Source organism: Candidatus Acidiferrales bacterium (assembly GCA_036514995.1).
Classification (GTDB): domain Bacteria; phylum Acidobacteriota; class Terriglobia; order Acidiferrales; family DATBWB01; genus DATBWB01.
Genome location: DATBWB010000196.1, coordinates 1 through 26,126 on the forward strand (window position 1 = coordinate 1; position 26,126 = coordinate 26,126).

Consider the following 26,126-nt stretch of genomic DNA (forward strand, 5'->3'; position numbering starts at 1 on the left):
TTGGAATACGGTCTCGCACGAATCAAAGAATTGCCAGTCTGCCTTCGTCTAATCCGAGAAATCCATGCGCGACTTTTGGAAGGCGTGCGCGGCGCAGAGCGCAGGCCAGGAGAATTTAGGCAAATTCAGAACTATATCGGCCAGCGTGGACAACCGATCGAACAGGCCCATTTCATACCGCCACCGGTTCCAGAGATGAACCAAGCCTTGGAGGATTTCGAACGATTCCTCAACGCGCCAAACGAGCTACCTTTTTTGGTTCAATTGGCACTCATTCACTACCAGTTTGAGGCGATCCATCCGTTCGTGGATGGTAACGGACGCATCGGCAGACTGCTAATCTTGCTGCTCATGTGCGAGCGCGGCCCCCTTCCCAAACCCCTGCTCTACCTGAGTGCCTACTTTGAGCAGAATCGGGATGCCTATGCGGACCACCTGCTCCGAGTCAGCCAGGCCGGGGCCTGGTCAGAGTGGATCAGGTTCTTCCTGAAAGGGATCGCTGAACAGTCCCGCGATGCGGTTCACCGCTCCCAGCAGTTACTCGACCTTTGGAAGGAATACCGGCGCAAGATGCAGACCGTCCGGGCTTCTGCGCTCGGATTGCAGTTGGTGGATGAATTGTTCTCCACCCCAGCGCTTACCATTGCCACGGCCGCAAAAATACTTGACGTGACGTTCCTTAGCGCCCGGCACAATATCCAAAAGTTGGTGAATGCAGGTATCCTGAAGGAAGCAACGGGCCGCAAGCGCAACCGGGTCTATATCGCTCTGGAAATCCTCAACATCCTCGCACCGAGGCGCAACCAGTGATCCTCTCCCGCCTAGGTCGAGAATTCGGAGCCTCACGGCACCTTCAAGCTGCTTTTCAACGCCATTCACTACGCCAAGGCAGAATAGCGAAGCGGGAGTTTGGGGATTTGTCCTGAAGGACGAAGCTGCCAGGCACTTCCGTTCCAAGAGCGTTATAATTGCTTGGGGAGTTCGGAGGGGGAGCCTGAAGGGGTGGTTGCCGCGCCGGGGAGTTGGTTTTGGACCTGCGAAGCACTCTGCGCGTTGCCTTTCGAGCCTTAGCCCGCAACAAGATGCGTTCCGCCCTCACGATGCTGGGCGTGATCATCGGCATTGCCGCATTTATCGCCATGGTCAGCGTGGGCGAAGGCGCCGCCAACATGGCCCAGCAGCAAATTCAAAGTTTTGGCGCCAACGTCATCTTCGTTGCCGCCGGCAGCGCCCAGGTGGGCCACATGCGCATGGGCGCCGGGCAAACCAAGACGCTCGTCATTGAAGACATGCGCGCCGTCCTGCGCGAGGTACCGCTCATCCGCGCCGCCGCGCCGGGCGTGGGGGCAAACGTTCAGGTGGTTTTTGAAAACCAGAACTGGGCCACGCGCATCATCGGTTCAACCCCCGTCTATTTCGAAATCCGCGGCTGGGCCGTACAGGCGGGCAGCATATTCTCGGACGAGGACGTCGAGGCGGCTCAAAACGTTTGCCTGGTGGGGCAGACGGTGGCGACGAATCTCTTCGGTGAAGAAAATCCGGTGGGCAAGGTCATCCGCATTCGCAATCTTCCGTTTCGAGTGATTGGCCTGCTGGCGCCGCGAGGCCAATCGCCCATGGGTGACGATCAGGACGACATGATGATCGCGCCGTACACCACCGTGCAGAAGAAGATTGCCGGCATCACCTGGTTGCGCTTCATTATCTGTTCCGCGGTCTCGCGGGAAGCTTCGAGCGCCGCCGTGGCCGCCATCCAGCCGCTCTTGCGCCAGCGGCACAACCTGCGCCCGGACGAGGAAGACGATTTCACGGTGCGGACGCAGGCAGATATCGCCCAAATGGCCGAGCAAATGGGAAACATTTTCACGCGCCTGCTGGGCAGCATCGCCTTCATTTCCCTCCTGGTCGGCGGCATCGGCATCATGAACATCATGCTGGTGTCCGTCACCGAGCGCACCCGCGAAATCGGCGTGCGCATGGCCGTGGGAGCCACCGAAGCCGCCATCCGCTGGCAGTTCCTGACCGAAGCCGTCACCCTGAGCATGATGGGCGGCGCCGCCGGGATTCTGGTGGGCGTCGGCAGCTCGATGCTCATCTCTTCCCTGCTGCGATGGCCCACTTCCATTTCCCCGCTCGCCATTGCCACCACGGTGGGCTTCTCGGTCGGTGTCGGCATCTTCTTCGGCTACTACCCCGCCCGCAAAGCCTCCCAGCTCGACCCCATCGAAGCGCTGCGGTACGAATAAAGTGGGAAAACGGAACTTCTCTCTGGTTTCAGGTTTCAGGTTCCAGGTTACTGGTTCCTATTTTCTATTTTCTTATTTCTATGTTCGGTTCTGCGCCCCTTGGCCGTGATCCTGCCTCAGGGTAAACTGCTCGGCGAATTCATCTTGAAGGAGCAAACATAATGACTCCAGCGAAGACAGCAAGGATGCGACGACTGCTCATGGTTGTTTTGGTGTTGCTCGCCTTTGCCCAGATCGGGCAGGTGCGTCCAAGTGCTGGTGGCGGGCAAGCCGGTGGCGAGCCGCGGCAGGCCCCGCCACAGGCGGGGCAGGCTTCGACAAAGCCCTTTCGCATCTTGCTGGCGAATGACGACGGGATCCAGGCGCCGGGATTGCTGGCGCTCTATCAAGCGCTCTCGCCGATCGCCGAGGTGACGGTGGTGGCGCCCGCTGCCGATCAGAGCGGCGTGGGCCATGGACTCACCTACCGGACTCCCATCCTGGTCAGCGAGCAAATGCGCCAAGGCAGGACCTGGTATGCGGTGGAGGCGCTGCCGGCCACCTGCGTGCGGCTGGGGCTTGCTGCCCTGCTGAAGGAGAGGCCGGACCTGGTGGTTTCCGGGATCAACCGCGGGGCGAATCTCGGACTGGTGAGTTACTTCTCGGGAACGTGTGGTGCCGCCCGCGAAGCTGCTTTCAGCGGCATCTCGGCCATCGCGGTATCGCTCGATTCCTCTCCGCGCCCCGATTCTATCGGGGCGAGCATGGACTACAAACCAGCGGCGCAGTTCACCCGGCGCGTGGTCGAGCTGATTCGGCTCAAAGGCGGACTTCCACCGGGTATCTGGCTCAACATCAATTATCCGTCCGGTCTTGCCAGGGGCGCGCGCGTCGCGCGACAGAGCGTCAAAGCGCAAGAGCAGACCTACGAAGAGCGCCGCAGTCCTCGCGGGCAACGCTATTTCTGGAGCATGTATAAGCCGGTCGAGTCGGATGAGCCGGATACCGACGTCGCGGCCTTGCGCGAAGGCTATGCCTCGATCACCCCCATGCAGCTCGACCAGACTTCTGCCACCATGAGGCCCAAGATGGAAGAATGGTTTCGAGAGTGGGCGGGTGGCTCGGAAAAGGGTTCGAGGCTGTTCACGTTCTGAACAGGCTTAGCTTTGCGCAGTATGGACGGATAGAGGGCTTTTTGCTATATTTGCTCGTTGTCGCTAGGCCTTCCCCCACCGATTTCAACCAAGGTGGGAACCATTCCATACAGCTTGAGAACAGGATTCGACAGCGCTACCCGTCGAACCAAACCTACGACGGGCTTGGCCTGTTCTCGCCCTCTTTCCTTACTGCTCTGGTGTCTCCTTTGGGCATCCCCCGGCGCGGCCCAGTGCTTTGAGTATGACCAGGGGACCCCGGTCCAATCGGGGCTCCCGGAGCAAAGCAAACCTGGCTTAACCGAGCCGGCCTCGATCTTGCCGGAGGACAGCGCCCCGATAAGATCGGGGCCTCAAAAGGAACGGCAGGTCACTTCCTGGCAACGTCTTCCGCACAACCTGCTGGCCGATCAAAAGGCGATATGGAGCAAGCCAGCCCGCTTAAACCGGGGCGATGGGAAGTTTCTGCTCCCTCTCGCCGCCGTCTTCGCCGGGCTGGTGGCCAGCGATCAACACGTGGCTCGCTCTTTGAGTGATGGCCCGCCGGGAACCGGTTATGCCTTCAGCAAACGTGTCTCGCAGTTTGGTTCGTTAGCCACCGATATGGGTGTTGCCGGTGCCTTCTACGGTTTCGGCAAGTGGCGCCGCAACCCCTATGCCGCGGACACCGGCATTTTGGCGACGCAGGCGCTCCTGAACACAATCGTCATAGTCGAGTTTCTCAAGACGGCCTCGCGGAGGGAGCGCCCGACGATGGCCGACGGGCAGGTGATGTTGGATAATGCTCAGGGCCGGTTTGAGGCGGGTGGCCGTTCGTTTCCGTCGGGTCACGCTGCCCATGCCTGGGCGCTGGCGTCAGTGATTGCCCATCGCTATCCCCGCCGTTGGTCCATCGTGCTGCCCAGCTATGGACTGGCAGGAATGGTTTCCGTGTCCCGGATGACTGCCCGCAAACATTTTCCGTCGGACATTGTGGTGGGAGCGGCGCTCGGCTACTTCATCGGCCGGCACGTAGCCCACCGGGATACCGCCATGCCAGCAAAGTCCCGGCGAGTGCAGGTGAGCCTTCTGCCTTCACCTGCACCTCAGGGTGGTTACGCCGCCACGCTCCACCTCGAGTTTTGAAACCCCCGCAACTTGCCCGCCTCCCCAGGCTTCCGGATTCATGGCGGGCTTGCGCATCGGTACTAACAAGATAGAAAAGAGAAATAGGAAATTAGAAAAGAGGCACCTACCTCCTCATTCCTGTTTTCTCTTTTCTATTTTCTGTTTTCTGTTTCCGGTAATATCTACCGCCAGCGGTCGGGCTTGTGGCCCTCTGGCTTTCCCTGCGGCGGTCGTTGCCGGCCAGCCTGGCGCTCGGAGCGGGGAGGAGCCTGTCGCGATGGCCGCTCAACGGTAACGGGCTTGTGGATTTCGAGCGGGCGACGCTCGATCTGCCGTGGCGGCTCCCGAGAAGCTTCCGGCCGACGCTCCATCCCCTCCGGCCGGGACGGCTCGAAGCTGCGCGGTCGCTCGGGCGGATTTTCGAATCTCCTCGGTGCGTCCGGGACCGACGGGCGTCCCGCCTCTCGGTCGCGCTCACCCTGATTCGATTGGGGCGAGCGAAATTCCTCCCGGCGACGCTCGACGCTCTCCCTCCTCACCTCGCCCCGAGGTTGAGGCTCAAAGCGCTGAAACCCGGGCTGAGATGGCTCGGCCTCACCCCGCTGTCGCGGCCTCTCTGGAGTAGAGAGGGTACGCGTTGCTGGCCCACCTTCCTGCTGGCGGGGTGGCTCCGGCCGACTCTGTAGCTCCTGATAAAACCGTTCGAACTTCTCGCGCCCGGGACTGCCACTTTCGGGCTGGCCCGTCCCGCTCTGCGGGGTGGCGGGCTGGCCAGACTCGCGCCCCCGCGAAACTCCTGGTTGAACCTCACGCCCGGGGAGGCGCGAGCCTTCCTGACCGGCCCCGATTTGATCGGAGCGGGCAGGTTTTCCGCCGCCGAAACGCTGCCAACCTGGACGAACCGGTTCCGCCTGACGAGGCGAGGACTGAGGCTGTGCTGACTTGTCCGAGTCGCGCCGATTGGATTGCGGCCGGGGTCCTGAAGCATCGGGACTGGGTTTGGGTTTGTCCTTTTCCCGATCGAATTCACGCGAAGCAGCTCCAGTTCGGGGAGAATCCTCGTCACCGAAGCGTCGGAAACCGCCCTTCGCGTCAGGCTGGCGATGAGGTGCATCCGCGCCTGCCGGGCGGGCCCCGATTTGATCGGGACGGGCAGACTCCCGTTCGCGCTCGACGGGAGTGTTCACCATCGGGCCCTTTGTTCCAATCCCGCTCTGCGGGACGCCCTGGCGGGGCTCCTGCCCCGCTGGCCTCTGCTCCGGTACTTCGATCTGCTTCGGCACCGGGCGGCTCCCGCCAATGGGGGCTGACCGGAGATTCGGGTTCTCAGGTAACTCGCCGGCAGCCGAGCGACCGCGAGACCGGTTTGCGGTTCCTGGAGTTTCGGCGGTGCCGAATTCTTCATGCGGCCCAGGAACTGTTCCGCCTCTCGGAGCCGCCTTCCGACCCGGCGCGGTCACCAGACCCTGCTCGGCCAGTCGCTCGCGAAGGCTTGCCACCTCGTCATCAAAGCGGGCGGGACCGGCAGGGGGTTTTTGTTTGGTGAAAAAGTTTTCTCGCGTAAAACGAGCGGGAGGCACAGCCGAGGCGGAAACCGCTTTATCGCTGGCCCTCACGATGTCGCGCGTGGGCAGCACGGGAGGCGTTCCCTCCACCAGACTTGCCTTCCTGAGCGTGGCTACATCCACCGGCCGCTGCTCGCGCGGCACGCGCCCGCGGGCAAAGTCATCGGCAGTGGTGGTGGTGATGGCGTCGCGGACGTGCCGGTCGGCAAAGATATTGTTCACATTGGTGACGTTGCGTACGTTGGTGACGTTGGTCACATTGGTGATATTCGTCACGTTGACGATATTGGTCACGCGATGCCTTCCCCACCAGGGCCGGTAGTAGTCTCCAGGCCCGAGGGGCAGCCAGCCGATCTGGCTGTGACCAAAACTGAAGCCCAAGGACCACCCGTTGCCGCCGAAACCAAAGAAACTGACGTAGGCGGGCGCCCAGTAGGGACGATAGTGCCGTTGGCCGGGAAACCATACCCAACCATAGGGGTGATGGCGGAACCAGCGGCCATAGTGGTACGGCGCCCAGCCCCACGGCTCGTAGCTTACCCACGTCCAGCCGTAATAGCTGATCCAGGTCCAGTGGCCGTAGCGATAGGGCACCCAACCATAAGCTCCCGCCGGATACCAGCAGTAACCGTAGCTCGGCACATAGACCCACCGGCCGTAACGGTCCAGGTCATCCGCGCCGTAAACGTAGCGGTTCACGTAGCGATAACTGCGCGCCTCATAAATGTCGTCATTGCGCCGCTCGTTGAAGCGATCCCAATCGTCCTTGTGTGAGGCTTCGACGATCTGATATTGGACCGAATCGGTGCCGACCACATTAATCTGGCGACCCTTCTTGACAACGACGTTGCCCTGGGGCGTGCTCACTTCCGCTTCGCCCTTGCGCACCGTCACAATCGTATTGCCGCTGTCGGTCACCTCCACCCGGTAGATTCCTTCCTTCAAGGGACGCACGGCCACGTTGGGCGTGTCCAGTTCCACATCGGCCTCCGAGCCGCGAAGCACGTTGTAGGTTACCAGCCCGCGCGAGAGCTGGAGCTGAATGCGAGTGCGAGCAATGTCCGCCAGCTTCACTTCCGTGCGCTCGGCCAGGCGGAGCACATTCGCATAATCAATTTGGATTTCAGTGCGCGAGCGATCGCCCGCATAAATGCGATCACCGCGCACGAGCGGGGTGTTGACCGTAGCCGCGACCCAATCCTGGGTGTCGCCGCGCATCATCGTCACATCGCCGTGAATCAGGCTGATGCGGGCCACGCCATAACGGCTCTCTTCCTTGTAGTCACGGTCATCGTCGGCGCGAGCGGCCAGAGTGAACGCCAGGCTCAAGAGAAGACCCAGTGCCAAGATCCAGCTAATGTTTTGCTTTTTCATCGCGCACCCCCTTGGGCTGGCCTGCCCGCCCCGACTCGTCGGGGCGAGCACCACTTCATCCGCCCTTTGCGTGGCAAATCAAGCACCAAATGAAGGTTTGCCATGCAACTAAATGGGTCGCGTTTTCAATGAGTTTGCGGGGGCAAACAGCGGTGGGTAGCTCGTTCCAGGTTGGCTGTGCCGGCATTCGGTTGGCTTCGACCAGGCCCTGGCCGAAATCAACCAGCCCCGACTTGTCGGGCCGACAGCGTTCAGTAGGGGCGCAAGGCCTTGCGCCCCTACTTTCCTTCGGAGTTAGGTGTTTCTTCAGGCGGCGTTTCCGCGCCGGCTTCATCGGCGATGCCCATCTTGGAGAGGCGATAGCGGAGGGTATTGCGGGTCAATCCGAGCAGGCGCGCAGCTTGGCTCTTGTTGCCGCCGGTCCGGCGCAGCGCTTCGCCAATCAATTCCTCCTCGTATTGATCGAGCGTCATCCCTTCGGGAAGAAACATCTCCGAGGCTCCGCCCAAGCCGGGTTGGCTGCGGCTGGGTGGGGTTTCCAGCCGCAAGTCGGCCACGTCAATCACGTCTCCGGCGGTCAGCACGGTCGCGCGCTCGATCGCGTTTTCGAGTTCCCGCACGTTTCCGGGCCAATGATAGGCCTCGAGCAGGCGAAGCGCCGCCGGGGTGATCCCGCGAATCGCTTTGCCCGACTCTTTCGAAAAATGGGCCAGAAAATGATTGACCAACGCGGGGATGTCTTCTTTTCTCTCCCGCAAGGCGGGCAGATTCACCGGCACCACGTTCAGCCGGTAGTAAAGGTCTTGGCGGAAGGTGCCCTGCTCGAGGGCGGCGCGCAGGTCCTGGTTGGTTGCGGCCACGACCCGGACATCCACCCGAATCGTCTTTGTGCCGCCGAGCCGCTCGAACTCCCGCTCCTGCAGGACGCGCAGCAGTTTGACTTGCACGGCAGGGATCACGTCGCCGATTTCGTCCAGGAAGATGGTCCCGGCGTCAGCCAGCTCAAATTTCCCCGGCTTGCTCGTGGTGGCACCGGTGAACGCGCCCTTTTCGTACCCGAAGAGTTCGCTTTCGAGCAAGTTTTCCGGGATGGCCGAGCAGTTGATTTTGACGAACGGCCCGTCACGCCGGGGGCTATGCTGGTGGATGGCGCGCGCGATCAGATCTTTTCCGACGCCGCTTTCGCCGCAAATCAAGACCGTCGAGCGGGTCGTCGCCACCCGGACGACCGTGGCCAGGACATCCTGCATGAGCGGGCTGCCGGCGACCATGTTTTCAAACTTGTATTTGGTTCCGAGCGCCTCCCGGAGCTGACGGTTCTCCTCCCGCAGCCGGTTCACGTCGAGCGCCCGGCCGATGATGAGCTTCATTTCCTCCATCGAAAAAGGCTTGAGCACATAATCGTGGGCGCCGGCTTTCATGGCCTCGACCGCCGTTTCCACCGTTCCGTAGGCGGTCATGATGATGACCGGCAAGAGCGCATCGTGCTTTTTGAGGGCCTGAAGAAATTTCAGGCCGTCCATCCCCGGCAGCTTGAGATCCGTGACGACAAGGTCGGCGCTATCCTGGCCAAGCCGCTTCAGCCCTTCCTCGGCGGTCGCCGCCAGCACCACGGTGTAGCCTGCCTCGCCGAGCTGCAGCTCAAGCAGCCGGCGCATCTTCGGCTCGTCTTCCACAACAAGGATTCGCGCTGCCATGGCTGATCAGTCTCCGAGCGGCAAGAATACCGTGAACCGGCTGCTGCGGCCCGGCTCGCTTGTGACGCGTATCTGCCCGCGATGGTCGTCCACGATCTTCGACACAATGGAAAGTCCCAGCCCGACGCCGTCGGGTTTGGTGGTAAAAAACGGATTGAAGATCTGCTCTAGGTTTTCCGGGGCGATGCCCACGCCGGTGTCTTCCACCACTACTTCGATGCCATCGCGCCCGTCCAGGCTGGTCCGGGCCGTCGTCACCGTCAATCTCCCTCCCTCCGGCATGGCGTCCAGGGCATTCCGCGCCAAGTTCAAAAAAACCTTTTCGCACAGGTCCGGGTCCAGCATGACAGGCGGCAAGTTCTTTCCATAGTTGCGAACCATCTCAATCGTGTTTTGCGGCTTCTGTGCCTGAGCGGTTTCGAGCGCTCGCTCCACCACCCCCTCCACTTCCTCGCGCTGCAACTGGAGCTGGCTGGGTCGGGCAAATTCCAAGAAGCGACCCACGATCGCGTTCAGCCGGTTGACCTCGCTCGAGATATAGCTGCAGAGCTCCTTTTCGAGCGGGCCCGCCTCGGCCAGCCGCTGGGCCAGAGTTTCGGCGGAACCCTTGATGACGCCGAGAGGATTGCGCAGTTCGTGAGCCAGCCCGGCCGAGAGCTGTCCGAGCGCGGCCAGGCGCTCCGACCGGCGCGCCTCCGCCTGCACCCGCTCGAGTTCCCGGTTCGTCGCCTTGAGCGCTTCCGCCAGGCACCGGTAACGCTCCGCCTGCTCTTTGTTTTCCCCCACGAAGCGGTTGACCAGAACCGCGGCCAGGAAAAAGAAGAGAACCCGGATGGCAAGTTCTCTCGCGCCTTCGGGGCTGAGTTCGGAGTGCCGGAGGGCAATGGGCAAGAAGGCCAGGTAGCTCGATGAAATCACGGCCGTCCAAACGAGCGTGCCCAGGATGCCAAACAGCATGGCCGCGGTGGCGACCGGCACATAAACAATGAGGTAGTAGCTCGATTCGATGCCGCCGGTCACGTGGATGAGAAGCAAGGCCAGCGCCAGCTTCACGGCGACACTCAGGTGCGGTCCCCGGCGGTCTTCGGAAAAAAAAGGCAGATTGCGCTCAACGATTTGGAACACACCAATGGCCAGTAAAGTGACCTGCTTGCTGACGAGCGTGAGCGGGCGCAGCAACGCCAGCCCGAAAAGAAACGCCAGCCAGAGAACATCAATCCAAGAAATCCATGGTCGCTTGGCTTGTTCGTCCATTGCTGCCGTCCCTTGCCCCGATAGATCGGGGCGAAGGCCTCGGGACAAACCTTCGTGAGGGATTATAGCCCCAGGCGACCCGCCGTGGCGGGCTGCCGGGGATATTCCTTGGTCTCGAGCTTGGACGCTTGAGGCTGGAGGCTCGATTCCAGCTTCTAGTTTCGAGCTTCCGCATTTGAGGAAAGCGATGACATGTACGGTAGATTGCGGCACAATGGGCGCTCTCAGGCTCTTCGAGCTTTTAGCCGGAGCGGGCTGCCATGGCCGAGTGGATTGCCGGAATCGACATCGGTGGAACAAAGATCGCCGCCGGATTGGTGGACGCGAAGGGCACGCTCTACCGCCGCCTGAGCATCCCAACGCTCGCTGAGCGGGGCGCAGAAACAAGCCTAGCGCAGGTTTTTTCCGCGATCGAACAAATATTGCGGCAATGCCCCGCCACGGATCGCGTTTTCGGAACCGGTCTGGGTGCGCCAGGACCGGTCCACGCGGCCACCGGCCGGGTCATCAATCCGCCCAACTTGCCCGGCTGGCACGATGTGCCGCTCAAGAAGCTGGTCGAAGAGCGATTCTCTCTCCCGGCGCGACTCGATAACGATGCCAACGCCGCCGGCCTGGCTGAAGTCCTTTGGGGCGCCGGCAAGGGATTCCCCCATGTTTTCTACGTGACAGTGAGCACCGGCATCGGGACAGGCATCATCCTCGACCGAAAAATCTACCACGGCAAGCAGGGCTACGCCGGCGAGGGCGGGCACGTCACGATTGCCTACGACAGTCTGGTGCGCTGTGAATGCGGCAATCGAGGTTGCGTTGAAGCGCTGGCCTCGGGGCCGGCCATGGCGCGGCGCCTGCGCGAAAAAATTCGCGCCGGCGAAGCCTGGACGCCGATCCTTCGCGAAGAAGCCAAGGCCGATCCCGAGCGCATCACCGCTGAACTGATTGGCCGGGCAGCGGCCAGGGGCGACCGACTGGCGCTCGAGGTGGTGCGCGAAACCGGCGAGCTCCTGGGCATCTGGCTTGCCTCGATGATCAGCCTGCTCGACCCGGAAGCCATCGTCATTGGCGGCGGAGTGGCTCAAATGGGCGAGCCGCTCTTTAGCGTCATCCGGTCGGTGATCCCGGAGCGCACCATCAATCGCGCTGCGGCCGCTTGCCCGATCTTGCCCGCTCAACTGGTGGCCGACGTCGGCATCTACGGCGCAGCCAGCCTTTTCCTGGCCGATGGGTAGCCACCCCTCCCAACCGAAGTTGTACTAGTTGTAGGGGCAAGCTTCAGCTTGCCTGCCTGCGGCAGGCTTGCCCGATCTTGTGGCGGCCTGCCCCGTACCATGTCGGTACGGGGCCTGAAGGCCTGCCCCTACATGAGAGCCGTCAATAGAGGTACGGGAGCAGCCGCCACGTGCGGCGGCGGTAGGCTTCGAACTCGGCGCCGAAATGCTCGGCAAGCAGCTTTTCCTCCTGAGCAATGCGCGCTCCGAGCAAGACGGCACAGATCACAAACAACGGAATCACCAGCAGGCTGCGAAACACCAGCGCCGATCCGGGAAATGCCAGCAAGACCCCCAGGTACATTGGGTGGCGGACGAAGCGGTAGATGCCGGTTTGGACGAGTCGGTGATTTTTTTGAAGGGTCACATAGGCGCTGAATTGCCTGCCCAGCGTCCAAACTCCCAAGAGTCGTGTGGCCCCTCCGCTCGCGTTCAACGCCAAGCCGATGTAGCGCACCGCATCAGCGTCGGCGAACACAAGCAGGCCCCGACGGTCTCCAAAGGGCATGAACCAGGCCGACAAGAGCGTTATGGTCACGAACACGGCCAGCATCCAGCGCTGGCCGCCTACCGGCTTTTCCCCTTTGCGAAAAGGGTCGAAGTCCAGACGAGACACCAGGACAGCAGCCATGCCCAGGACGGCCACTGCGAGCAGTCCGAGGCGCGCGGGATGGGAGAAGAAGCCGCGGAGGTCATCCAGGCCCCAGCCGAATAAAAGGAGGCCCCAGACAATGAACTGCGCCAGGAATCCGACGGCGGTTTTTTTGCTCATGTCCTAAGGTTGTTCTCCCGCCTTTGCCCGAAGTTCGTCATCAGTATGAGTTAACCAAGACCCGAGTCAATTGGCTACGTATGTTGCGCATGTTCTTGCAATTGGATTTGCATGCAGAGGTTGATCGCCGGGGTAACTTCTTTGAACACCGCCAACATGGATTCGACCAGATCCACTCCTGTCGTACTCTGTACTTCACTCTCGCGCATGGGGTAATAGATTTGAAAGCCGGCCCAGTGGGTTCTTGGCGCAGCTTGAAGGAGTCTCCGGAGCTTCAGCATGTCCGGGAAATTGGCTTTCGAGAAGCGCGCCGGTTCGGCTTCCCAACTGCCCGCGTGGACCATAAAACCTTCGCGAAGCACCAGCCGCTTGAGCTCCCTTTCCATGGGGCTCTTTCGCTTCAGTGCCTTTAGCAGCCGGTGCCAATCCCAGTCAGGCCGCAGCTCGCAATCGCGATACTCGCGCGGGGCTTTCAGATAGCCGCGCTCGACCTGGAGGCCGCACTTGAAGAGCCGCTCATCGGTGTCCACCATGAGGAAGAACTTCGAGCAGCCGAAGCTGACGTGTCCAGAAAGCGGCTTAGCTGTGCGGTTGGCTCGCGGCAGGAAGCCGATCCACCGCCAATAAACCCCGCGGCCCCAGCGCTCGGTGACAAAGGGTTGTTGGTAGCGGGATTCCAAGGCCAGCTTGAGGATGCGCGTGATGCGTTCATGCTCCTCCAGGTTTCCCACGCGGATCCCACGTTCGAAGTCGAGGAACGTTGGCCGAAACCCGATCGCGATCGCCGGCAGCGCCAGGCCAATGTGCGAATGCATATCTGCACCCATGACCTTTGCTAATGTTCAGGCATTGTATCAGCGCGAGATCGATTTTTGCGACACCGCCTCCGCAAGAGACAGCCTTACAACTATCTTGATGGGAATATTCAGATGGTTTCTCAAACGGCCCTAGCACAACCGCAACCCGCCGCGGCGGGATCTCTGCGCTTGCCCCCGCGTGTGGAAGCCTCTTCAAAAAACCGGTTGAGCGGCAAGGCCGTTGTCTTTACTATGACTTGTCCTGAGCGGAGCCGAAGGATGCCGCCGCACGCCCATCCCGGTTCCGAATCCCGAGGTTTCGGAATGGGGATGCGGGAAGGAGCCCATGCACTGGGAAGAAAATCTGTTTCCGGTTATTTACGGTCGGGGCCTGGCCCGCGAAATGGATCGCATCGCCGCGCCACCCTATCTGGTCGTCACCATGGCCGAGATCTGGCCGCGGCTGCAAACGCACTTTCCCTCGCGAGCGGCGCAGCCCTTTTTTGTGAGTTCGGTGCAATGGGACGTGCTGCACTCGGCCACGCAGAGCCTGCCGCCGGTGCGCGCCATCGTAGGGGCGGGCGGCGGAGCGGCCATGGATGCCGCGAAATTTTTCGCGTGGATGCGTGGCCTCCCGCTCTACCAGTTGCCGACCATCCTCTCCGCCGACGCCGCTTTCGGCCATCGCGCTGCCGTCCGCCACAACCGCCGCGTGGAATACGTCGGCTGGGCGGTGCCGGAGGCCGTCTTTCTCGACTTTGATCTGATTCGCTCGGCGCCACCCGGGATGAATCGCGCCGGGGCTTCCAACGCCCTGGCCATCCACACCGCGCTCTTTGATTGGGACCTGGCCACCCGCCGGGGCTTGGCCGGGAATTGGACGTGGGATCCAGCGCTGGCCGAACGCGCCCGGGAATTTCTCGAGGAGTTGCGCAAGCACCTGGGAGAGATTCGCGCCGTATCCGAGTCCGGCATCCGGGCGCTGGCTGAGGCGTTGCGGTGGACGGGCGGCATTGTCGCCTGCATCGGCTGGAATCCGCGCCCGGTGGAAGGTTCCGAGCACCTCTTCTTCTACGCTCTGGAAGCGCTCACCGGCCGGAGCTACCTCCACGGCGAGGCGGTTGGCCTGGGCATCGCGCTGATGGCCATGCTCCAAGAGAACGAGCCGGATCGCATCCTGGGAGATTTGAAGGCAGCCGGTCTGCGCGTCCATCCGGCCTGGTTTGGAGTCACCTGGCCAACGGTGCGCGAGGTGATGGCCAAGCTGCGCGGCTACTGCCAGAGAGAGAACATGCTGTATAGCATCCTCCACGAAGCCGACATCACCGAGAAATTCCTTAACGAGGCCGAGCAGAAGATCTCGGCCCTGTTCCCGCCACCGTAGCGTGACTGTATAGAAACTCTTCCGCGACTTCCTGGTATCCCCCAGGCAGGTGCCTGGGGGCTCAGCGCAAGCGCCGGGGGCTCGGTGCAAGCGCTGGGGGGGCTCGGCGCAGGTGCCTGGGGAGCTCGGTGCAAGCGCTGGGGGGCTCGGTGCAAGCGCTGGGGGCTCGGTGCAAGCGCTGGGAAGTTTTTACGCAGGCTCCTAGGCCATCGCGTGGAGTCCAAAGAGCTCCTTGACACCCTGCGGGAAGATCAATGCGCGCGGGAAAAATGCTCGTGGACGATGCGCCACCCGGCCGGTTTTTTCACATAGACATGGCTGCCCCGGCCGTTGATGGAGCGCTTACCGAGCCGCACTTTCCAGTAGAACGTCGCCACCGCCGCCCGGCCATACACCTGCACGCGCGGTTGGACGATGGAGTAGGCCAGTTTCGGCGCTTGCTTGAGATAGAAATGAAATGTCCTGCTCAGGGCATTTCGCCCGGCAATCCGGGGGTGTCGCGTGGAAGAAAAGCCAACAAAACTTGGATCAAAGGAGCGCAACAAAGCAGGAATCCTCCCCCGATTGAAATCGGCCACCTGCTGGCGTTCGATGCGAAGAATTTGGCGCGCGGTGTCGGTCATGGCACACCTCCTCGGGGCGAGCTAACAACTTCTGGATGGATTGTAACGCAGCCTTCCCAGAGAATCACGCCCGGGTTTCAGGTGGTGGGTTCGCGAGAAAAGACCGCTACAATTTCAAGACCATTCCTTCGAAGGCGGCCAAAGTATTACGAAACTGCTTGCGGGTTTGGGCAAGGATGGAATCAATGGCGCGGTCATTGTGGTCCGGGTCGTGGTGGAAGAGGATAAGCTGTTTGACGCCGGCGTCGCGCACGACGCGCACGCCCTCCCGCCAGGTGCTGTGGCCCCAGGTCTGTTTCCGCTTGCGATATTCCTCGGGGGTATATTGGGCGTCGTAGATGAGGATGTCGGCACCTTGAGCCAGTTCGCGGAGGTTGCGGTCGCCGATGGCGTCGCCCGGCTCGTTGTCGGTGGCATAGACGACCACCTTGCCCTCCGCCTCGACGCGGAAGCCGAGGCAGCCCTGAGGATGATGGAGCGGCCGGCAACTGACGGCCACCTTGTCGTAGCTCACGCGGCCCTCGGCCAGTTCAAAAAATCGCCGTTCGGCCGCCATGGTGGACATGTCCACCGGGAAATACGGGTTCGTCATCTGCCCTTCGAGCACGCGACGCACGTCGCCGCCGGGCGAAGGGAAGGAATGGAAGATGAAGGCATTGGCGCGGTGGTAGAGGGGCAGGAAAAAAGGGATGCCGTGGATATGATCCCAATGATAGTGGCTCAGGAAAATCAGCCCGCGGATGGGCCGGCGGCCGAACTCGCGACTCAGCCGGTGCCCCAGCGCCCGGATGCCGGTGCCGCAGTCAAAGATGAAAAGCGCGCCGGACTTGGGGCGTAGCTCGACGCAGGCGGTATTTCCGCCATAGCCAAGATTTTCCTTTTGCGGTGTTGGAGTGGAACCCCGCACCCCCCAAAACCGTATCAGCATGCGCGCTCCCAGGGCTGGACAGGGTCAGTTTGCCACAAAGGGCGAGGCTTTCCCATTGTCGCGTATATCGCGTATTCATCGAGTTACCGCGTCCGCTCGTCCAGGCAGGCCCGCCTATCCTGATGGCGGGCAAGCAACCTTTTTCCACGACGTGCATCGAATGAAGCATAATCACTTCCAGGACACACCCAAAGGAAGCAACTGTTGAACCACTTTCCGGGACGGCGGTTGCTTCCTCTTCTTTTTGCCGGATGCTCGGCTCTCCGGATGTCGGCGCTAGCCTGAGCCCAGGATGCGTTGTCAAGGGCGGGGGCATGGCAAGCTGTCTCTCGCCGGGGTTGCTTCCCTCTTCATTTCAAGCCGCGAGTGAATTACAGGCCTGGTTGCGACCCGGCGAGCATGAATCAGCGGCTCCGGTGCTCAGCCTGGCCCAGTAGAACGAAAATCGAAACTCGAAAAGCGAAATGCGTGTTGCCAGGATTCGCGGGGCGGGGGAGAGAGCATGGTTCTTACTCCGGCAAGCAAGATGGGCCGGAGCTGACCCTGTACAACCCCGGCCTTTCTCTAGTAGTCTAATGAGGTTTGACGCAATCCTAAGGGCGGGCAGGGGAACAGGCTGGCCCGAGGCGAGCCCCGATGGTAGCGGGGCGAGCGAGCGCAGCCTTGCCCGGCACGCTTAAGTCCGGCTGAAAGATCATTCTGACTCCACATGAGGACAGGGCGATGAGAGATGTTTCCCTGGGGTGGCGCCTGGCGGGACTCCTGGCGCTTGTTCTGGCGTTATCCGGGTGCGGCGGCAACGGCGGGGCGGCGCTGCCCCCCACCATCAGCGTCTCCCCGGGCCAGGCGCTGGTGGCAGTTGCCACCACGCAACAGTTCACCGCCACCGTGGCCAATGCCGAAGATAAGACAGTGACGTGGGCGGTGAACGGCGTGGACGGCGGCAACGACACGGTGGGCAGGATCGATGCCAATGGGCTCTATACTGCCCCGGCCACGATCCCCAACCCCAATACGGTGACGGTCACCGCTACCGCCAACGCCGACAAAAGCAAAAAAGCGAACGCGGTAGCAGCCATCTTCAATCCCACCACGCCCATCAGCGGGCTGGCGCCGCCGCGCGCGGTCGCCGGCTCAGCCAGCTTCAGCTTAGTCGTGCTCGGAACCAACTTCCTCAGCGGGTCAACCATCCGCTGGAGCGGAAACCGGCTGGCCTGCCCCGGAGATACACCTGGGCCACCTCCAACCCTTGACGACGCGAGCTGCTTCATCAGCAGCGGGCAGCTTCGAGCTGTTGTCTCAGCCGACTTGATCCAGTCACCCACCACGGCGCAGGTCACGGTGCGGACACCCGGCGGAGTGGACTCGCCTGCGGTGGCTTTTAGCGTTGTTGCTGGCATACCGGTGGTGAGCCACATCGAACCCGCCAGGGTCACGGCGGGCGCGGCTGACTTTGATCTTATCGTCCGCGGTGGCTACTTCCACCCCGGAACCAAAGTGGATTTCAACGGCACGGCAAAGCCTTCCGTTGACGTTACGGTCAACAGCGGAAACCAGATTACTGTAAAGATGAAAACGGCGGACGTGGCCAATCCGGGTGAATATCCGCTCGTGTTGATCAATGCCGGCGGGGGATCCTCGTTCGCCAACCTGGTTGTCATGCCGAGCAGCCCGCCGGCAAGCATCGGTACCACGAACCTGGCGCCGGCCACCGGCCCGCGGGGTGTGGCCATCTGGCCAACGGGAAATGTGGCGCTCGTGGCCAACCACGGCAGCGACAACGTTTCGGTGGTGGACTTGGCTACCGGAAACATTACGACGACGATCAACTTGGCGCCGGGCACCGCACCGCGGGCCATTGCCGTGAACCCGGACATGGACCAGGCCTTGGTGGCCGACTCGAATAACCGTGTGTCGGTGCTTGATCTCCCCAATCCCGCCCTCCTGCGCACGCTTGACATTGCCGCCCCGCCGGGCAGCGCCACCCTTCCGGCACCGGCGGTGGCGATCAATCCCATCACCAAGATTGCTCTGGTCACCCAGCCGGGAATTGGCCAACTGGCGCAGATTGATCTCACCAACACGAAACCACCGCAGTTCTTCACGGTGAGCTCGGGTTTGGTGGGCGTGGCTGTTGACGTGAATCTGAATTGGGCGGTGCTGACCAACCCGGGGGGCAACACGGTATCCATCCTTGATCTCAATCCGGCGACTCCGGTGGAATTGCCTCCATTGGCTGTGGGGACGCAGCCGATCGGCGTGGCGGTGGATTCCACGCTCCATCTGGCGGTGATTGCCAACCGCGGCAGCGGGAACGTTTCCATCGTGGATCTGACAAGGCTTGCCGTCACCGCCACTCTGGCCGTAGGCTCAGAACCGCTTGGCGTGGACATCAACCCCCACACGCACGTGGCAGCGGTGACGAACAGCCTGACAGGCACGCTCACTTTGGTTGACTTGAACAGCCAGACGGTATTGGGCAATCCACTGGCGGTTGCGGCGCAGCCCGGGGCGGTGGCCCTCCATCCGGCCACCAACGTTGCCGTAGCAGCGGACGCGGTGGCCGGCACGGTCACCCGCGTGGACGTGGGGGACACAGCGACGTTCAAGAATTTCACGCTGAGTTTTATCTCTCCCCATTCGACAGCCCCTTCCGGTGGATCGGGCGGGTCGTTGGACATCCGGGCGAATGGCACCGGCTACCAGTCGTCGAACAATGTCGCCTACGGCGACCTTCCCCTCAGTTCGACCCTGGCCAATGCCGGCCGGCTGGTCGGGACGCTTCCCTTCACCGCGTTCAGCGCCGTTTCGGCCGAAGCGGTGACGGTGGTGGACACCGGGACGAACCGCCGAACGAACGCGGTTGGCTTCCGGGTAGAAAAATCAGTTGCCGTGGGTCGCGGCCCGACGGGCATAGCGGTCAATCCCCACTCCCAGCTCGGTATTGTGGTCAACGGGCTCGAGAGCAACGCGTCCGTTCTCGATCTGGTAACGGGTACAGTCCGCAGCACCATCAGTCTGCAGGCGAGCAGTTCGCCGGCCGGGGTAGCCATCAATCCGTTTAACAACGTTGCTGTCATCACGCTCCGGGCGAGAAATCAGGCCGCGGTGGTGGATTTGATCACCGCCAGCCAGATCAGCACCATTAACGTAGGCGGTGACCCGGTGGGCGTGGCTTTGAATCCGATCACCAACGTGGCGGTGGTCACCAACGCCGGAACCAACACGGTGAGCGTCATCCAGCTTGGCACGGGTCAAGTGGCCACCATCGGGGACGGGATCCAGGTGGCGCCGTCGGCGGTGGCCATCAATACCGTGACGAACCAGGCGGTGGTGGTGAACAACGGGAGCAGCTCGGTTTCCATCATTGACCTGGCAGCCAGTCCGCCGGCCGTCATTGGAACGCCCATCCCGCTGGCGCCGGCTTCGGATCCGCGGGCGGTGGCCATTGACGAGACGACGAACACCGCCTACGTCGCTCAATTTGCCACCAACAACATCGCTCAGATTGACCTGGCCACCCGCACCCTCACCGGCATACTGCCCGGAGGCAAAGATCCGATCGCGCTGGCCTTCAACCCCAACACCAAAGAACTCTTCATCTCCCAGGCGGGACTGAATCGAGTGGCTGTCCTCGATCTGACGCAGGCTCCGCCGAGCTTCGTGGATTTTGTCCTTACCGGCGCCGGCCCGCAGGGGGTGGCAGTGGATCTGTTCACCGACCTGGTCGTGGTTGCCAACCACGATGCCAATAGCGTGACCTTCTCGCGGCCGCTGCACTGAGTCCCGAAGCCTCGGGAGGGCGCCGGTTGCCGCTGAGGAACCCTCCCCTTTCCCTTTTCTGTGCCGATTCCTTTATACTAACGGGGCGCGTTCCGGCGCCTGCCCAAGAGCAGGGATCGGAGCACCTGCCCTCCCCTTCCTTGAAGTTCAGCCCTGGCTTGCAGGAGTCCATAGGATCTGACCCGCGCCCAAGCGATGCGTGCGCATCGGTTCGGGAGAAGGGCCATGGGTGGAGATGCCAATCCCGGTGTTTCGGGAAAGACCGTCCGTTTCCTTTTTGTGGATGACGAGCCGGCCATACGGGAGATGTGCCAGCGGGCGGCGACTCAGACCGGCTACCCGCACCTGCTCGCCAGCCGCGCCAGCGAGGCCCTGGCCATTCTCGCCGAGCAGCCCATGGACGTCGTCTTCACCGATTTGCGCATGCCGGACATTGACGGCATCGCCTTACTGCGAGAAATCAAGGCGCGCTACCCGGATATCCTGGTGGTGGTCATGACCGGCTACGGTACGGTGGAAACCGCGGTCGAGGCCATGCGCGCCGGCGCTTACGATTACATCGTTAAACCTTTGCAAAAGGATGATCTGACACTGGCGATGGAACGCGTGGCCACCACCGCCGGGCTGGTCACCGAAAATCGCGCCTTGCGGGAACAGGCGAGCGGAACCTTTTTTGGGCTGGTGGGCCGTTCCCGGCCGATGCAAGAGATTTTCCAGGCGATTGTTCGTCTCGGCCCCAGCAACTGTCCCGTCCTGGTGCAAGGCGAGACGGGAACGGGCAAGGAACTGGTGGCGCTGGCGCTCCACCAAAATAGCCAGCATGCCCAGGGACGTTTTGTCGCCGTGGACTGCGGGGCGCTGCCGGGAAACCTCATTGAAAGCGAACTGTTCGGCTACGTTCGCGGCGCCTTCACCGGCGCCGACCGCAGCCGCGAGGGGTTGCTGAGAAAAGCCGATGGCGGCACGCTCTTTCTCGACGAAATTGGTGACCTCCCGCTCGAAGCCCAGGCAAAACTCTTGCGAGCACTCCAGGAGAAAGAAGTCCGGCCGCTCGGAAGCGACACGGCGGTGCCGACCGACTTTCGCCTGATCGCCGCGACGCACTACGACCTGGCCGCCGCTGTGGCGCAGGGCGGATTTCGCCAGGACCTCTACTTCCGCATTGACGTGGGCCGGCTGTCGCTGCCGCCGTTGCGCGACCGGTGCGAAGACATTCCGGCGCTGGTGGAGTACTTCTTGAATCTCTACGGGGATCCGGGCCGGCCCATCTCCGGTATCAGCGAAGAGGCGCTGGCAGTGCTCCAGAATCACCCCTGGCCGGGCAACGTCCGGGAACTGGAGAACTGTGTGCGGCGCTGCCTGGTGGCGGCGAGCGGTACGATTGAAGCCGAGGATGTCCGCCGGGCGCTGGCCGCTCCGCAACCCATGCTCTCTTCGGAACCGACGGTCCGGCTTTCCGACCTTGAGCGCAACACGATCCTGAAGACGCTTGAGGCGACGGCCGGAGATAAATCGGCGGCTGCCCGCCGGCTGGGCATTGGCCGCGCCACCCTTTATCGCAAGCTGAGTCGCTTCAAGGAATCTTAGCGCCGCTCCAAATATTCGTGGTGATTTCCCGGGAGTCCCGTCCCAACGAATTGGGACGGAATGCATAGGCTCATTAAGTTGGGACGGGGTGAGCGCCAGGAAGAGAAAAGGCGGGACATGCCAACTTACTGGAATGTCCCGCCCTGGTGAGCGGAGCGAACATCACTGCGGCAAACCGTTCAAACAAGAGGCATCCAGTGGGGATGGCACTAACTCCATTGAGAACCTGTCCAGCGGTAGCCGCGAATCCGTCCGGTGGCACCCAACACGGTCACCGCCCGCATGGTTTGTATCTGACCGGGAGCGCCGAAAAACACACTCCCATTGACCGGTGCCAGGTTGGCGTCCACCCCGGTACCGTCGGCGCGGAACCGAATCGCTGGCGCATTACCGAACATCACCGGAGCAGCATTGCCAAAGCCGTCCGGAGTGTCGGGCATGGTCGGGATGGACATGAATTGGAAATCGGTCGGCAAGACGTCAGTGTTCAAGAGCACCACGTTGTTGTTTACCGTATCAATGCGCTGGATGGTGAACGTGTTAGGCAAAGTAAATGTGACCAGCACATCTTGTCGTTGGTCCACAGCAATTTCTCTCGCCAGCCGCAGTTGGCCGACCACGGTCTGGAATGCGTTTTCGGCGCGGATGCCTTGCCGGGCCGACATCAGATTGACCACCGCCATCGCCGCCAGGATGACTACGAAAGCGACCACCAGTAGCATCTCCGCCAGGGAATAGCCGCTAGCTCCCGAGAAGTTCCGCTGCCTTTCTTCATCTTGGAAAAAGCTTGCTTGGATCATTCATCACTTCACGCACTTAGGTGATGCTCAGACTCTAGCCCCCCGGCGAGTCAATAGCGGAGAGGCGCCAAGTGCAGCCCTATTTTGAGGGTCGGCTTTCCTAGTACGAAATAGTACTTTCCAATAGTCCGAAAGTCCTGCACGTAGCCAGTACATTTCGTCACCACCCGCCGCAGAATGGTCGCGGGTCCACTTAGGTCAGCATTCTCCAAAGCAAGGCGGCTTCCCAAGTCTGACCGAGGTAGTTGGCAGAAAAAACAGGACTTGAACATGAGTTAGGAGAGGAAGAGGGGAGCCGCTGTCTCAGGGTGAGACAGACTGTTTCAGGGTAAGTCAGACAACCGAGGAGTCAAAGCGTTCACACCGACTTTCGCTCCTGCATGTAATAGATGACAGGCACCGCCATGCGGGAAAGCACAGTCGAGGCCACTTCTCCCGCCATCAGGGCGATCGCCAGTCCCTGGAAGATCGGATCAAACAAAATCACAAATGAGCCCACCACCGCCGCCGGTGCCACTAAAAGTCAAATCGGAGTACGACGTACACGTTGTCATTCCGGTCAAACTGACCCAAGAAAGTTGTTGGGTGGCGTCCTTCAAGGATGTTTGCCCCGACGGTCAGGCTGAATCGGTCGGTGATGGCATGCCACAGTTCCGGGATCAGCAGCGCGTCTTGATCGGAAGGGCTGTAGAAGCTGAACCAAGACAGCTTCCACGTCTGGTACTTCAAGAACTTTGTCAGGCGCAGCGTTAGCAGATGACGGAGGCGATCTTGTAAGGGGAATGCAGCAGGAAGAGTCGCTTTGTAGGCATCGTAATCCTTCAGGATTTCCGCATAATACTGTGCCCCCAGAGTGAACTCGCTGGCGAGCTGCTGCTGATACCCAACCAGGAAGCGAAACTGGGAGTTGGGGACGGCAGGATCAGCGCCGTTGCGGTCATCCTGGGAGTCATAGTAGCCAGCTTCGAGACTGAGCAGCGCGGCACCAACGTTTCGTTGCGCACTAGCGCCATAGACGGCCAGCCGTGGATAGAAGCCACGTAACTCGGTGGGCAGCGGGAGTTGGTCAGGGCGGAAAGAAGGCTGGCGCCAATAGCCCCGATAGGCGTAGAGCGAGACATCACTCTTGAAAACCCTCCGGTAGAGCCGGAGGGCAAACTCGGTATTGCCAGTTGTGGTGGCGGGTTCGCGGAAGATGCGATTGCGAACGCCGGCAAACGGGTCAAAAAAGAAGAAGCGTTCCGGGCGAGGAGGGTTATCCGGTTCGAAGAAGGGAATCACCACCAGCTCGGCGTTCATGGCGGGCGTGGCCACATGGAGCTTCACAGCGTCCACCCCCACTTTCAGGTACTCGAGTGGCCGCCCGGAAAAGAATGCGCTCCAGTCTTTGGGGAACACATCGTTGATGAAAAGAAGATCGCCCACGCCCCAGGTCACAACCTGCCGCCCGAGCCGCAGGTCCAGCCAAGCGGGCGAGTAGTCCAGGTAAGCCTCGCGCACCACACCATCGAGCTTGTTCGCCACGGCGTCGTGGAAGAGATCGCCCTTGAACATGAAGGAGAGATTGCCGTTGGCGGTGTCACCTGAAATCTCCAGCCGCAGCCGTTCATCGGCCCAGAGGAAGCGGCCGCCCTCCTCTCCGGCAGGGTGAGCATCACCCGTGCGAGCGGCGAAGTTTCCGAGAAGAAACCCATGGACCCGAAAGGGGAACTTTTTGTTGTCTTGAGTCTGGGCGGGCTGCGCCCCGTACCAGGTGGTACGGGGCTGCGCGCAGAGACAAGAGGCGCTGACGAGAACGGAGGCTACAATTATGCCAAAGGAAGTTCGCATGCCATGTTTCGCGGGCAATCGGGACGGTCTCGCATCAGCCCGGCAGCCTCACCGGATCCAGCGGGCGGGGGGATTCTGCAAATAGCGCTCGGTGAACAGGCTATCTTCCAGGCCGACGTTGTAGCGGACATCGAGGAAAGTGACTTCGGTCCGATGACCGTTTTGCACATTCTTCATGGTGCGCCTGACTGCGGTCCAAAGGCCCTGCACCTGCTTGACCTCGTCAGCGGTGAACAGCTTATAGAGCTCATTCCGCTTGTCGTAGTACTCCTCGCGCCAGAGCACAAAGTTTTCTTTGTCAACCCAGGCGAGCCGGTAGCTGAAGTCGGCGCTTTTTGCGTCCTTTGGCACACTGCGCATGACGAACACAGGTCTGCCCGCCAGCGTTTCCTCCCGCAGGAGCGCGTGTGTATCCTCCTCCACTTCACGCCCGGAGACATCCTCGTAGCTAAAGTCTGAACCGACAAAACTGGAGCGTTTATCGTTGGCGGCAATGCGCCGAACCAGTTTGAGAGCGGGAAGGAAAAGCCAACGCTCGTCGTCGCGCTGGGGATGCTTCCAGATCATAAAAGTCATATCGCGCACATCAGCAGGGCTGTAAAAGTAGATGAAAAAGCGCTGCTCTCCGCCCTGCTGGAGATTCTTCCGCAGCATCGTCAATTCCCTCACTCGTTCTCTTCCTTCCTTGCTGACGAGGCGCATCTGCACCTTTGCCTTCATGTCGTTGCCTGAGTAGAACAGGACGCGATGGGCCTGCCCGACCACTTCCTCCGCTGACAGAGTTTGGGCGAACGCAGCGGCAGAGGGAAAGAGCAGCAGGAGTAAAGAAAAAAGAAAGATCATTTTCCTCCCCCTAGCTCTGGACATGAGACACCTCCTGACGGAGCAGCCATCGAGCCGCAAGCGAGACCAGCGCGGGCAGAAGGACAATCGTGGCTACGGCGGAAAGAAGCATGATGGCGATCATGAAGACGCCTACGGTGATGTAAGGTGTAAGTTGAGCAAAGACCATCACGGAGAAGCCGGAGGCAAACAAAAGGGCGTTGCGCAGGATTCCCCTTCCGGGGCGGGCCACCGTCCATCGCAGCGCGCCGGACAATTCCTGAGTTTCTTTATAGCGCTGCTGGAAGCGGCTCACGAAATGGATAGCGAAGTCCACGGCCATTCCGAGCGAAAGCGTCGAGAGAACGGAGATGGGCATGTCGAAGTCCTTGCCCACGAAGCCAACAAACCCATAAATAAGGAGAACCGTGAAGAGCAAAGGGAGGAAGCTGACGAGGCCCCACCTGAAGGAGCGGTAGTCCAGCACCAGCAGGAGGAAGACCAGGATGGAAGAAGCAATGAAGCCCGAGAGCATCCCCACCAGCACCTCGTGGTTCCAGACCATATTGAAATAGGCGATGCCGGCGGGTTTGACCTCGGTGCCCGGCAAAGGATGAGCAGCCAGGTAGCGCTCCGCGTCCTGGAGAAGAGCCCTGGCCTCTACGGCATCCCAGGACCTTAGCTGGACGAAGACGTTCGCCTTCTGATAGGGGTAGTCCACCACATTGTTCAGCTCACGGGGCTGGACGCCCATGTTCAACAGCAACAGGTACTGCGCGATCATCGTCCTGGATTCGGGAATCGTGTCATAGCGCGGGTCATCGCCGTGAAGGACAAAGTTTACACGTTTGACGTAGTCAACCACGGAGAGGGTTTTTCCCACCAGACGTTTGCTCTCCAGGTATCTCTGCAGGTCTTCAAGGGAGCGGAGCACCGCAGGGTCTTTCATGGCGTCCTCGTGCGCAGCGCTCGCTACCAAGTACAGCGTGGCTGTTCCCCCGAGATTTTCGTTGAGGATGCGATCGGCTCTCCGCACCGTGCTGTCTTCCTTGAACCAGCTAATCATGTTGTTGTTGATGCGAATGCGCGCCACACCCAGGATGGAGACCGCGACCAGCACAGCCCCGAGCAACACCACCGCTTTGTTCCAACGGAG

The 26,126-nt window shown here is 61.3% G+C and carries 20 protein-coding genes; 8 read left to right on the forward strand and 12 right to left on the reverse strand.

What is annotated here, in order from left to right:
* The 4 genes from VIH17_12755 to VIH17_12770 all read left to right on the forward strand — a co-directional run.
* Positions 1–810, forward strand: an 810-nt coding sequence (locus tag VIH17_12755) for a Fic family protein (protein ID HEY4684100.1), incomplete at its 5' end; no start/stop codon positions are given.
* 218 nt (positions 811–1,028) lie between these two features.
* Positions 1,029–2,246, forward strand: a complete 1,218-nt coding sequence (locus VIH17_12760) for an ABC transporter permease (protein HEY4684101.1) — start codon at positions 1,029–1,031, stop codon at positions 2,244–2,246.
* Positions 2,247–2,407: 161 nt separating this feature from the next.
* The gene (gene surE, locus VIH17_12765; protein ID HEY4684102.1) at positions 2,408–3,379 is read left to right on the forward strand and encodes a 5'/3'-nucleotidase SurE; all 972 of its coding nucleotides are present in this window, start codon (positions 2,408–2,410) and stop codon (positions 3,377–3,379) included.
* A gap of 318 nt (positions 3,380–3,697) precedes the next feature.
* Positions 3,698–4,504: a phosphatase PAP2 family protein gene (locus VIH17_12770; GenBank protein HEY4684103.1), complete on the forward strand. Its 807-nt coding sequence runs from the start codon at positions 3,698–3,700 to the stop codon at positions 4,502–4,504.
* Positions 4,505–4,668: 164 nt separating this feature from the next.
* Here VIH17_12770 and VIH17_12775 read toward each other — a convergent pair whose 3' ends face one another.
* From VIH17_12775 to VIH17_12785, 3 genes are all read right to left on the reverse strand, one after another.
* Positions 4,669–7,425: a DUF6600 domain-containing protein gene (locus tag VIH17_12775; GenBank protein HEY4684104.1), complete on the reverse strand. Its 2,757-nt coding sequence runs from the start codon at positions 7,423–7,425 to the stop codon at positions 4,669–4,671.
* A gap of 278 nt (positions 7,426–7,703) precedes the next feature.
* Entirely contained in the window at positions 7,704–9,122 is a 1,419-nt protein-coding gene (locus VIH17_12780) for a sigma-54 dependent transcriptional regulator (GenBank protein ID HEY4684105.1), read from the reverse strand.
* Positions 9,123–9,128: 6 nt separating this feature from the next.
* Complete coding sequence (locus tag VIH17_12785; GenBank protein HEY4684106.1) at positions 9,129–10,376, reverse strand: ATP-binding protein; 1,248 nt, start codon at positions 10,374–10,376, stop codon at positions 9,129–9,131.
* A gap of 260 nt (positions 10,377–10,636) precedes the next feature.
* Here VIH17_12785 and VIH17_12790 point away from each other — a divergent pair, with 260 nt between their 5' ends.
* Positions 10,637–11,605 carry an ROK family protein gene (locus VIH17_12790; protein ID HEY4684107.1) on the forward strand — a complete coding sequence of 323 codons (969 nt, stop codon included), beginning with the start codon at positions 10,637–10,639 and terminating at the stop codon, positions 11,603–11,605.
* Between the two features lie 142 nt (positions 11,606–11,747).
* Here the strand turns inward: VIH17_12790 and VIH17_12795 are convergent, their stop codons facing one another.
* Together VIH17_12795 and VIH17_12800 are read right to left on the reverse strand one after the other, a co-directional pair.
* Positions 11,748–12,416: an isoprenylcysteine carboxylmethyltransferase family protein gene (locus VIH17_12795; protein ID HEY4684108.1), complete on the reverse strand. Its 669-nt coding sequence runs from the start codon at positions 12,414–12,416 to the stop codon at positions 11,748–11,750.
* 74 nt (positions 12,417–12,490) lie between these two features.
* Positions 12,491–13,231 carry a hypothetical protein gene (locus VIH17_12800; protein ID HEY4684109.1) on the reverse strand — a complete coding sequence of 247 codons (741 nt, stop codon included), beginning with the start codon at positions 13,229–13,231 and terminating at the stop codon, positions 12,491–12,493.
* A gap of 328 nt (positions 13,232–13,559) precedes the next feature.
* On the opposite strand from VIH17_12800, the gene VIH17_12805 reads away from it, so the two are divergent.
* A complete protein-coding gene (locus VIH17_12805; GenBank protein ID HEY4684110.1) occupies positions 13,560–14,597 on the forward strand; it encodes an iron-containing alcohol dehydrogenase in 1,038 nt (345 codons plus the stop codon).
* A gap of 251 nt (positions 14,598–14,848) precedes the next feature.
* Here the strand turns inward: VIH17_12805 and VIH17_12810 are convergent, their stop codons facing one another.
* Positions 14,849–15,220 carry a nuclear transport factor 2 family protein gene (locus VIH17_12810; GenBank protein ID HEY4684111.1) on the reverse strand — a complete coding sequence of 124 codons (372 nt, stop codon included), beginning with the start codon at positions 15,218–15,220 and terminating at the stop codon, positions 14,849–14,851.
* Between the two features lie 106 nt (positions 15,221–15,326).
* A complete protein-coding gene (locus VIH17_12815; protein ID HEY4684112.1) occupies positions 15,327–16,148 on the reverse strand; it encodes an MBL fold metallo-hydrolase in 822 nt (273 codons plus the stop codon).
* A gap of 723 nt (positions 16,149–16,871) precedes the next feature.
* Between VIH17_12815 and VIH17_12820 the strand changes: the two genes are divergently transcribed.
* Together VIH17_12820 and VIH17_12825 are read left to right on the forward strand one after the other, a co-directional pair.
* Complete coding sequence (locus tag VIH17_12820) at positions 16,872–19,931, forward strand: hypothetical protein (GenBank protein ID HEY4684113.1); 3,060 nt, start codon at positions 16,872–16,874, stop codon at positions 19,929–19,931.
* Positions 19,932–20,156: 225 nt separating this feature from the next.
* A complete protein-coding gene (locus tag VIH17_12825; protein ID HEY4684114.1) occupies positions 20,157–21,518 on the forward strand; it encodes a sigma-54 dependent transcriptional regulator in 1,362 nt (453 codons plus the stop codon).
* A gap of 209 nt (positions 21,519–21,727) precedes the next feature.
* Here the strand turns inward: VIH17_12825 and VIH17_12830 are convergent, their stop codons facing one another.
* The 5 genes from VIH17_12830 to VIH17_12850 all read right to left on the reverse strand — a co-directional run.
* Positions 21,728–22,318 (reverse strand): GspH/FimT family pseudopilin, encoded by a 591-nt coding sequence (locus VIH17_12830; protein ID HEY4684115.1) that lies wholly within the window; start codon positions 22,316–22,318, stop codon positions 21,728–21,730.
* A 358-nt stretch (positions 22,319–22,676) separates the two neighbouring features.
* Positions 22,677–22,817, reverse strand: a complete 141-nt coding sequence (locus VIH17_12835) for a hypothetical protein (protein ID HEY4684116.1) — start codon at positions 22,815–22,817, stop codon at positions 22,677–22,679.
* A gap of 17 nt (positions 22,818–22,834) precedes the next feature.
* Positions 22,835–24,148 carry a DUF1302 family protein gene (locus VIH17_12840; GenBank protein ID HEY4684117.1) on the reverse strand — a complete coding sequence of 438 codons (1,314 nt, stop codon included), beginning with the start codon at positions 24,146–24,148 and terminating at the stop codon, positions 22,835–22,837.
* Between the two features lie 48 nt (positions 24,149–24,196).
* Complete coding sequence (locus VIH17_12845) at positions 24,197–25,015, reverse strand: outer membrane lipoprotein-sorting protein (protein ID HEY4684118.1); 819 nt, start codon at positions 25,013–25,015, stop codon at positions 24,197–24,199.
* Positions 25,002–26,126: MMPL family transporter (locus VIH17_12850; protein ID HEY4684119.1), on the reverse strand; the 1,125-nt coding region annotated here is incomplete at its 5' end. The genes VIH17_12850 and VIH17_12845, both read right to left, overlap by 14 nt.

Bases quoted from the DNA above. Each gene is read 5' to 3' on its own strand.
- VIH17_12825 (HEY4684114.1), top strand. From the start codon at position 20,157: ATGGGTGGAGATGCCAATCCCGGTGTTTCGGGAAAGACCGTCCGTTTC.
- VIH17_12815 (HEY4684112.1), bottom strand. From the start codon at position 16,148: ATGCTGATACGGTTTTGGGGGGTGCGGGGTTCCACTCCAACACCGCAA.
- VIH17_12790 (HEY4684107.1), top strand. From the start codon at position 10,637: ATGGCCGAGTGGATTGCCGGAATCGACATCGGTGGAACAAAGATCGCC.
- VIH17_12820 (HEY4684113.1), top strand. From the start codon at position 16,872: ATGAGAGATGTTTCCCTGGGGTGGCGCCTGGCGGGACTCCTGGCGCTT.
- VIH17_12810 (HEY4684111.1), bottom strand. From the start codon at position 15,220: ATGACCGACACCGCGCGCCAAATTCTTCGCATCGAACGCCAGCAGGTG.
- VIH17_12775 (HEY4684104.1), bottom strand. From the start codon at position 7,425: ATGAAAAAGCAAAACATTAGCTGGATCTTGGCACTGGGTCTTCTCTTG.
- VIH17_12780 (HEY4684105.1), bottom strand. From the start codon at position 9,122: ATGGCAGCGCGAATCCTTGTTGTGGAAGACGAGCCGAAGATGCGCCGG.
- VIH17_12805 (HEY4684110.1), top strand. From the start codon at position 13,560: ATGCACTGGGAAGAAAATCTGTTTCCGGTTATTTACGGTCGGGGCCTG.
- VIH17_12840 (HEY4684117.1), bottom strand. From the start codon at position 24,148: ATGCGAACTTCCTTTGGCATAATTGTAGCCTCCGTTCTCGTCAGCGCC.
- VIH17_12800 (HEY4684109.1), bottom strand. From the start codon at position 13,231: ATGCATTCGCACATTGGCCTGGCGCTGCCGGCGATCGCGATCGGGTTT.
- surE (HEY4684102.1), top strand. From the start codon at position 2,408: ATGACTCCAGCGAAGACAGCAAGGATGCGACGACTGCTCATGGTTGTT.
- VIH17_12830 (HEY4684115.1), bottom strand. From the start codon at position 22,318: ATGATCCAAGCAAGCTTTTTCCAAGATGAAGAAAGGCAGCGGAACTTC.
- VIH17_12845 (HEY4684118.1), bottom strand. From the start codon at position 25,015: ATGTCCAGAGCTAGGGGGAGGAAAATGATCTTTCTTTTTTCTTTACTC.
- VIH17_12795 (HEY4684108.1), bottom strand. From the start codon at position 12,416: ATGAGCAAAAAAACCGCCGTCGGATTCCTGGCGCAGTTCATTGTCTGG.
- VIH17_12785 (HEY4684106.1), bottom strand. From the start codon at position 10,376: ATGGACGAACAAGCCAAGCGACCATGGATTTCTTGGATTGATGTTCTC.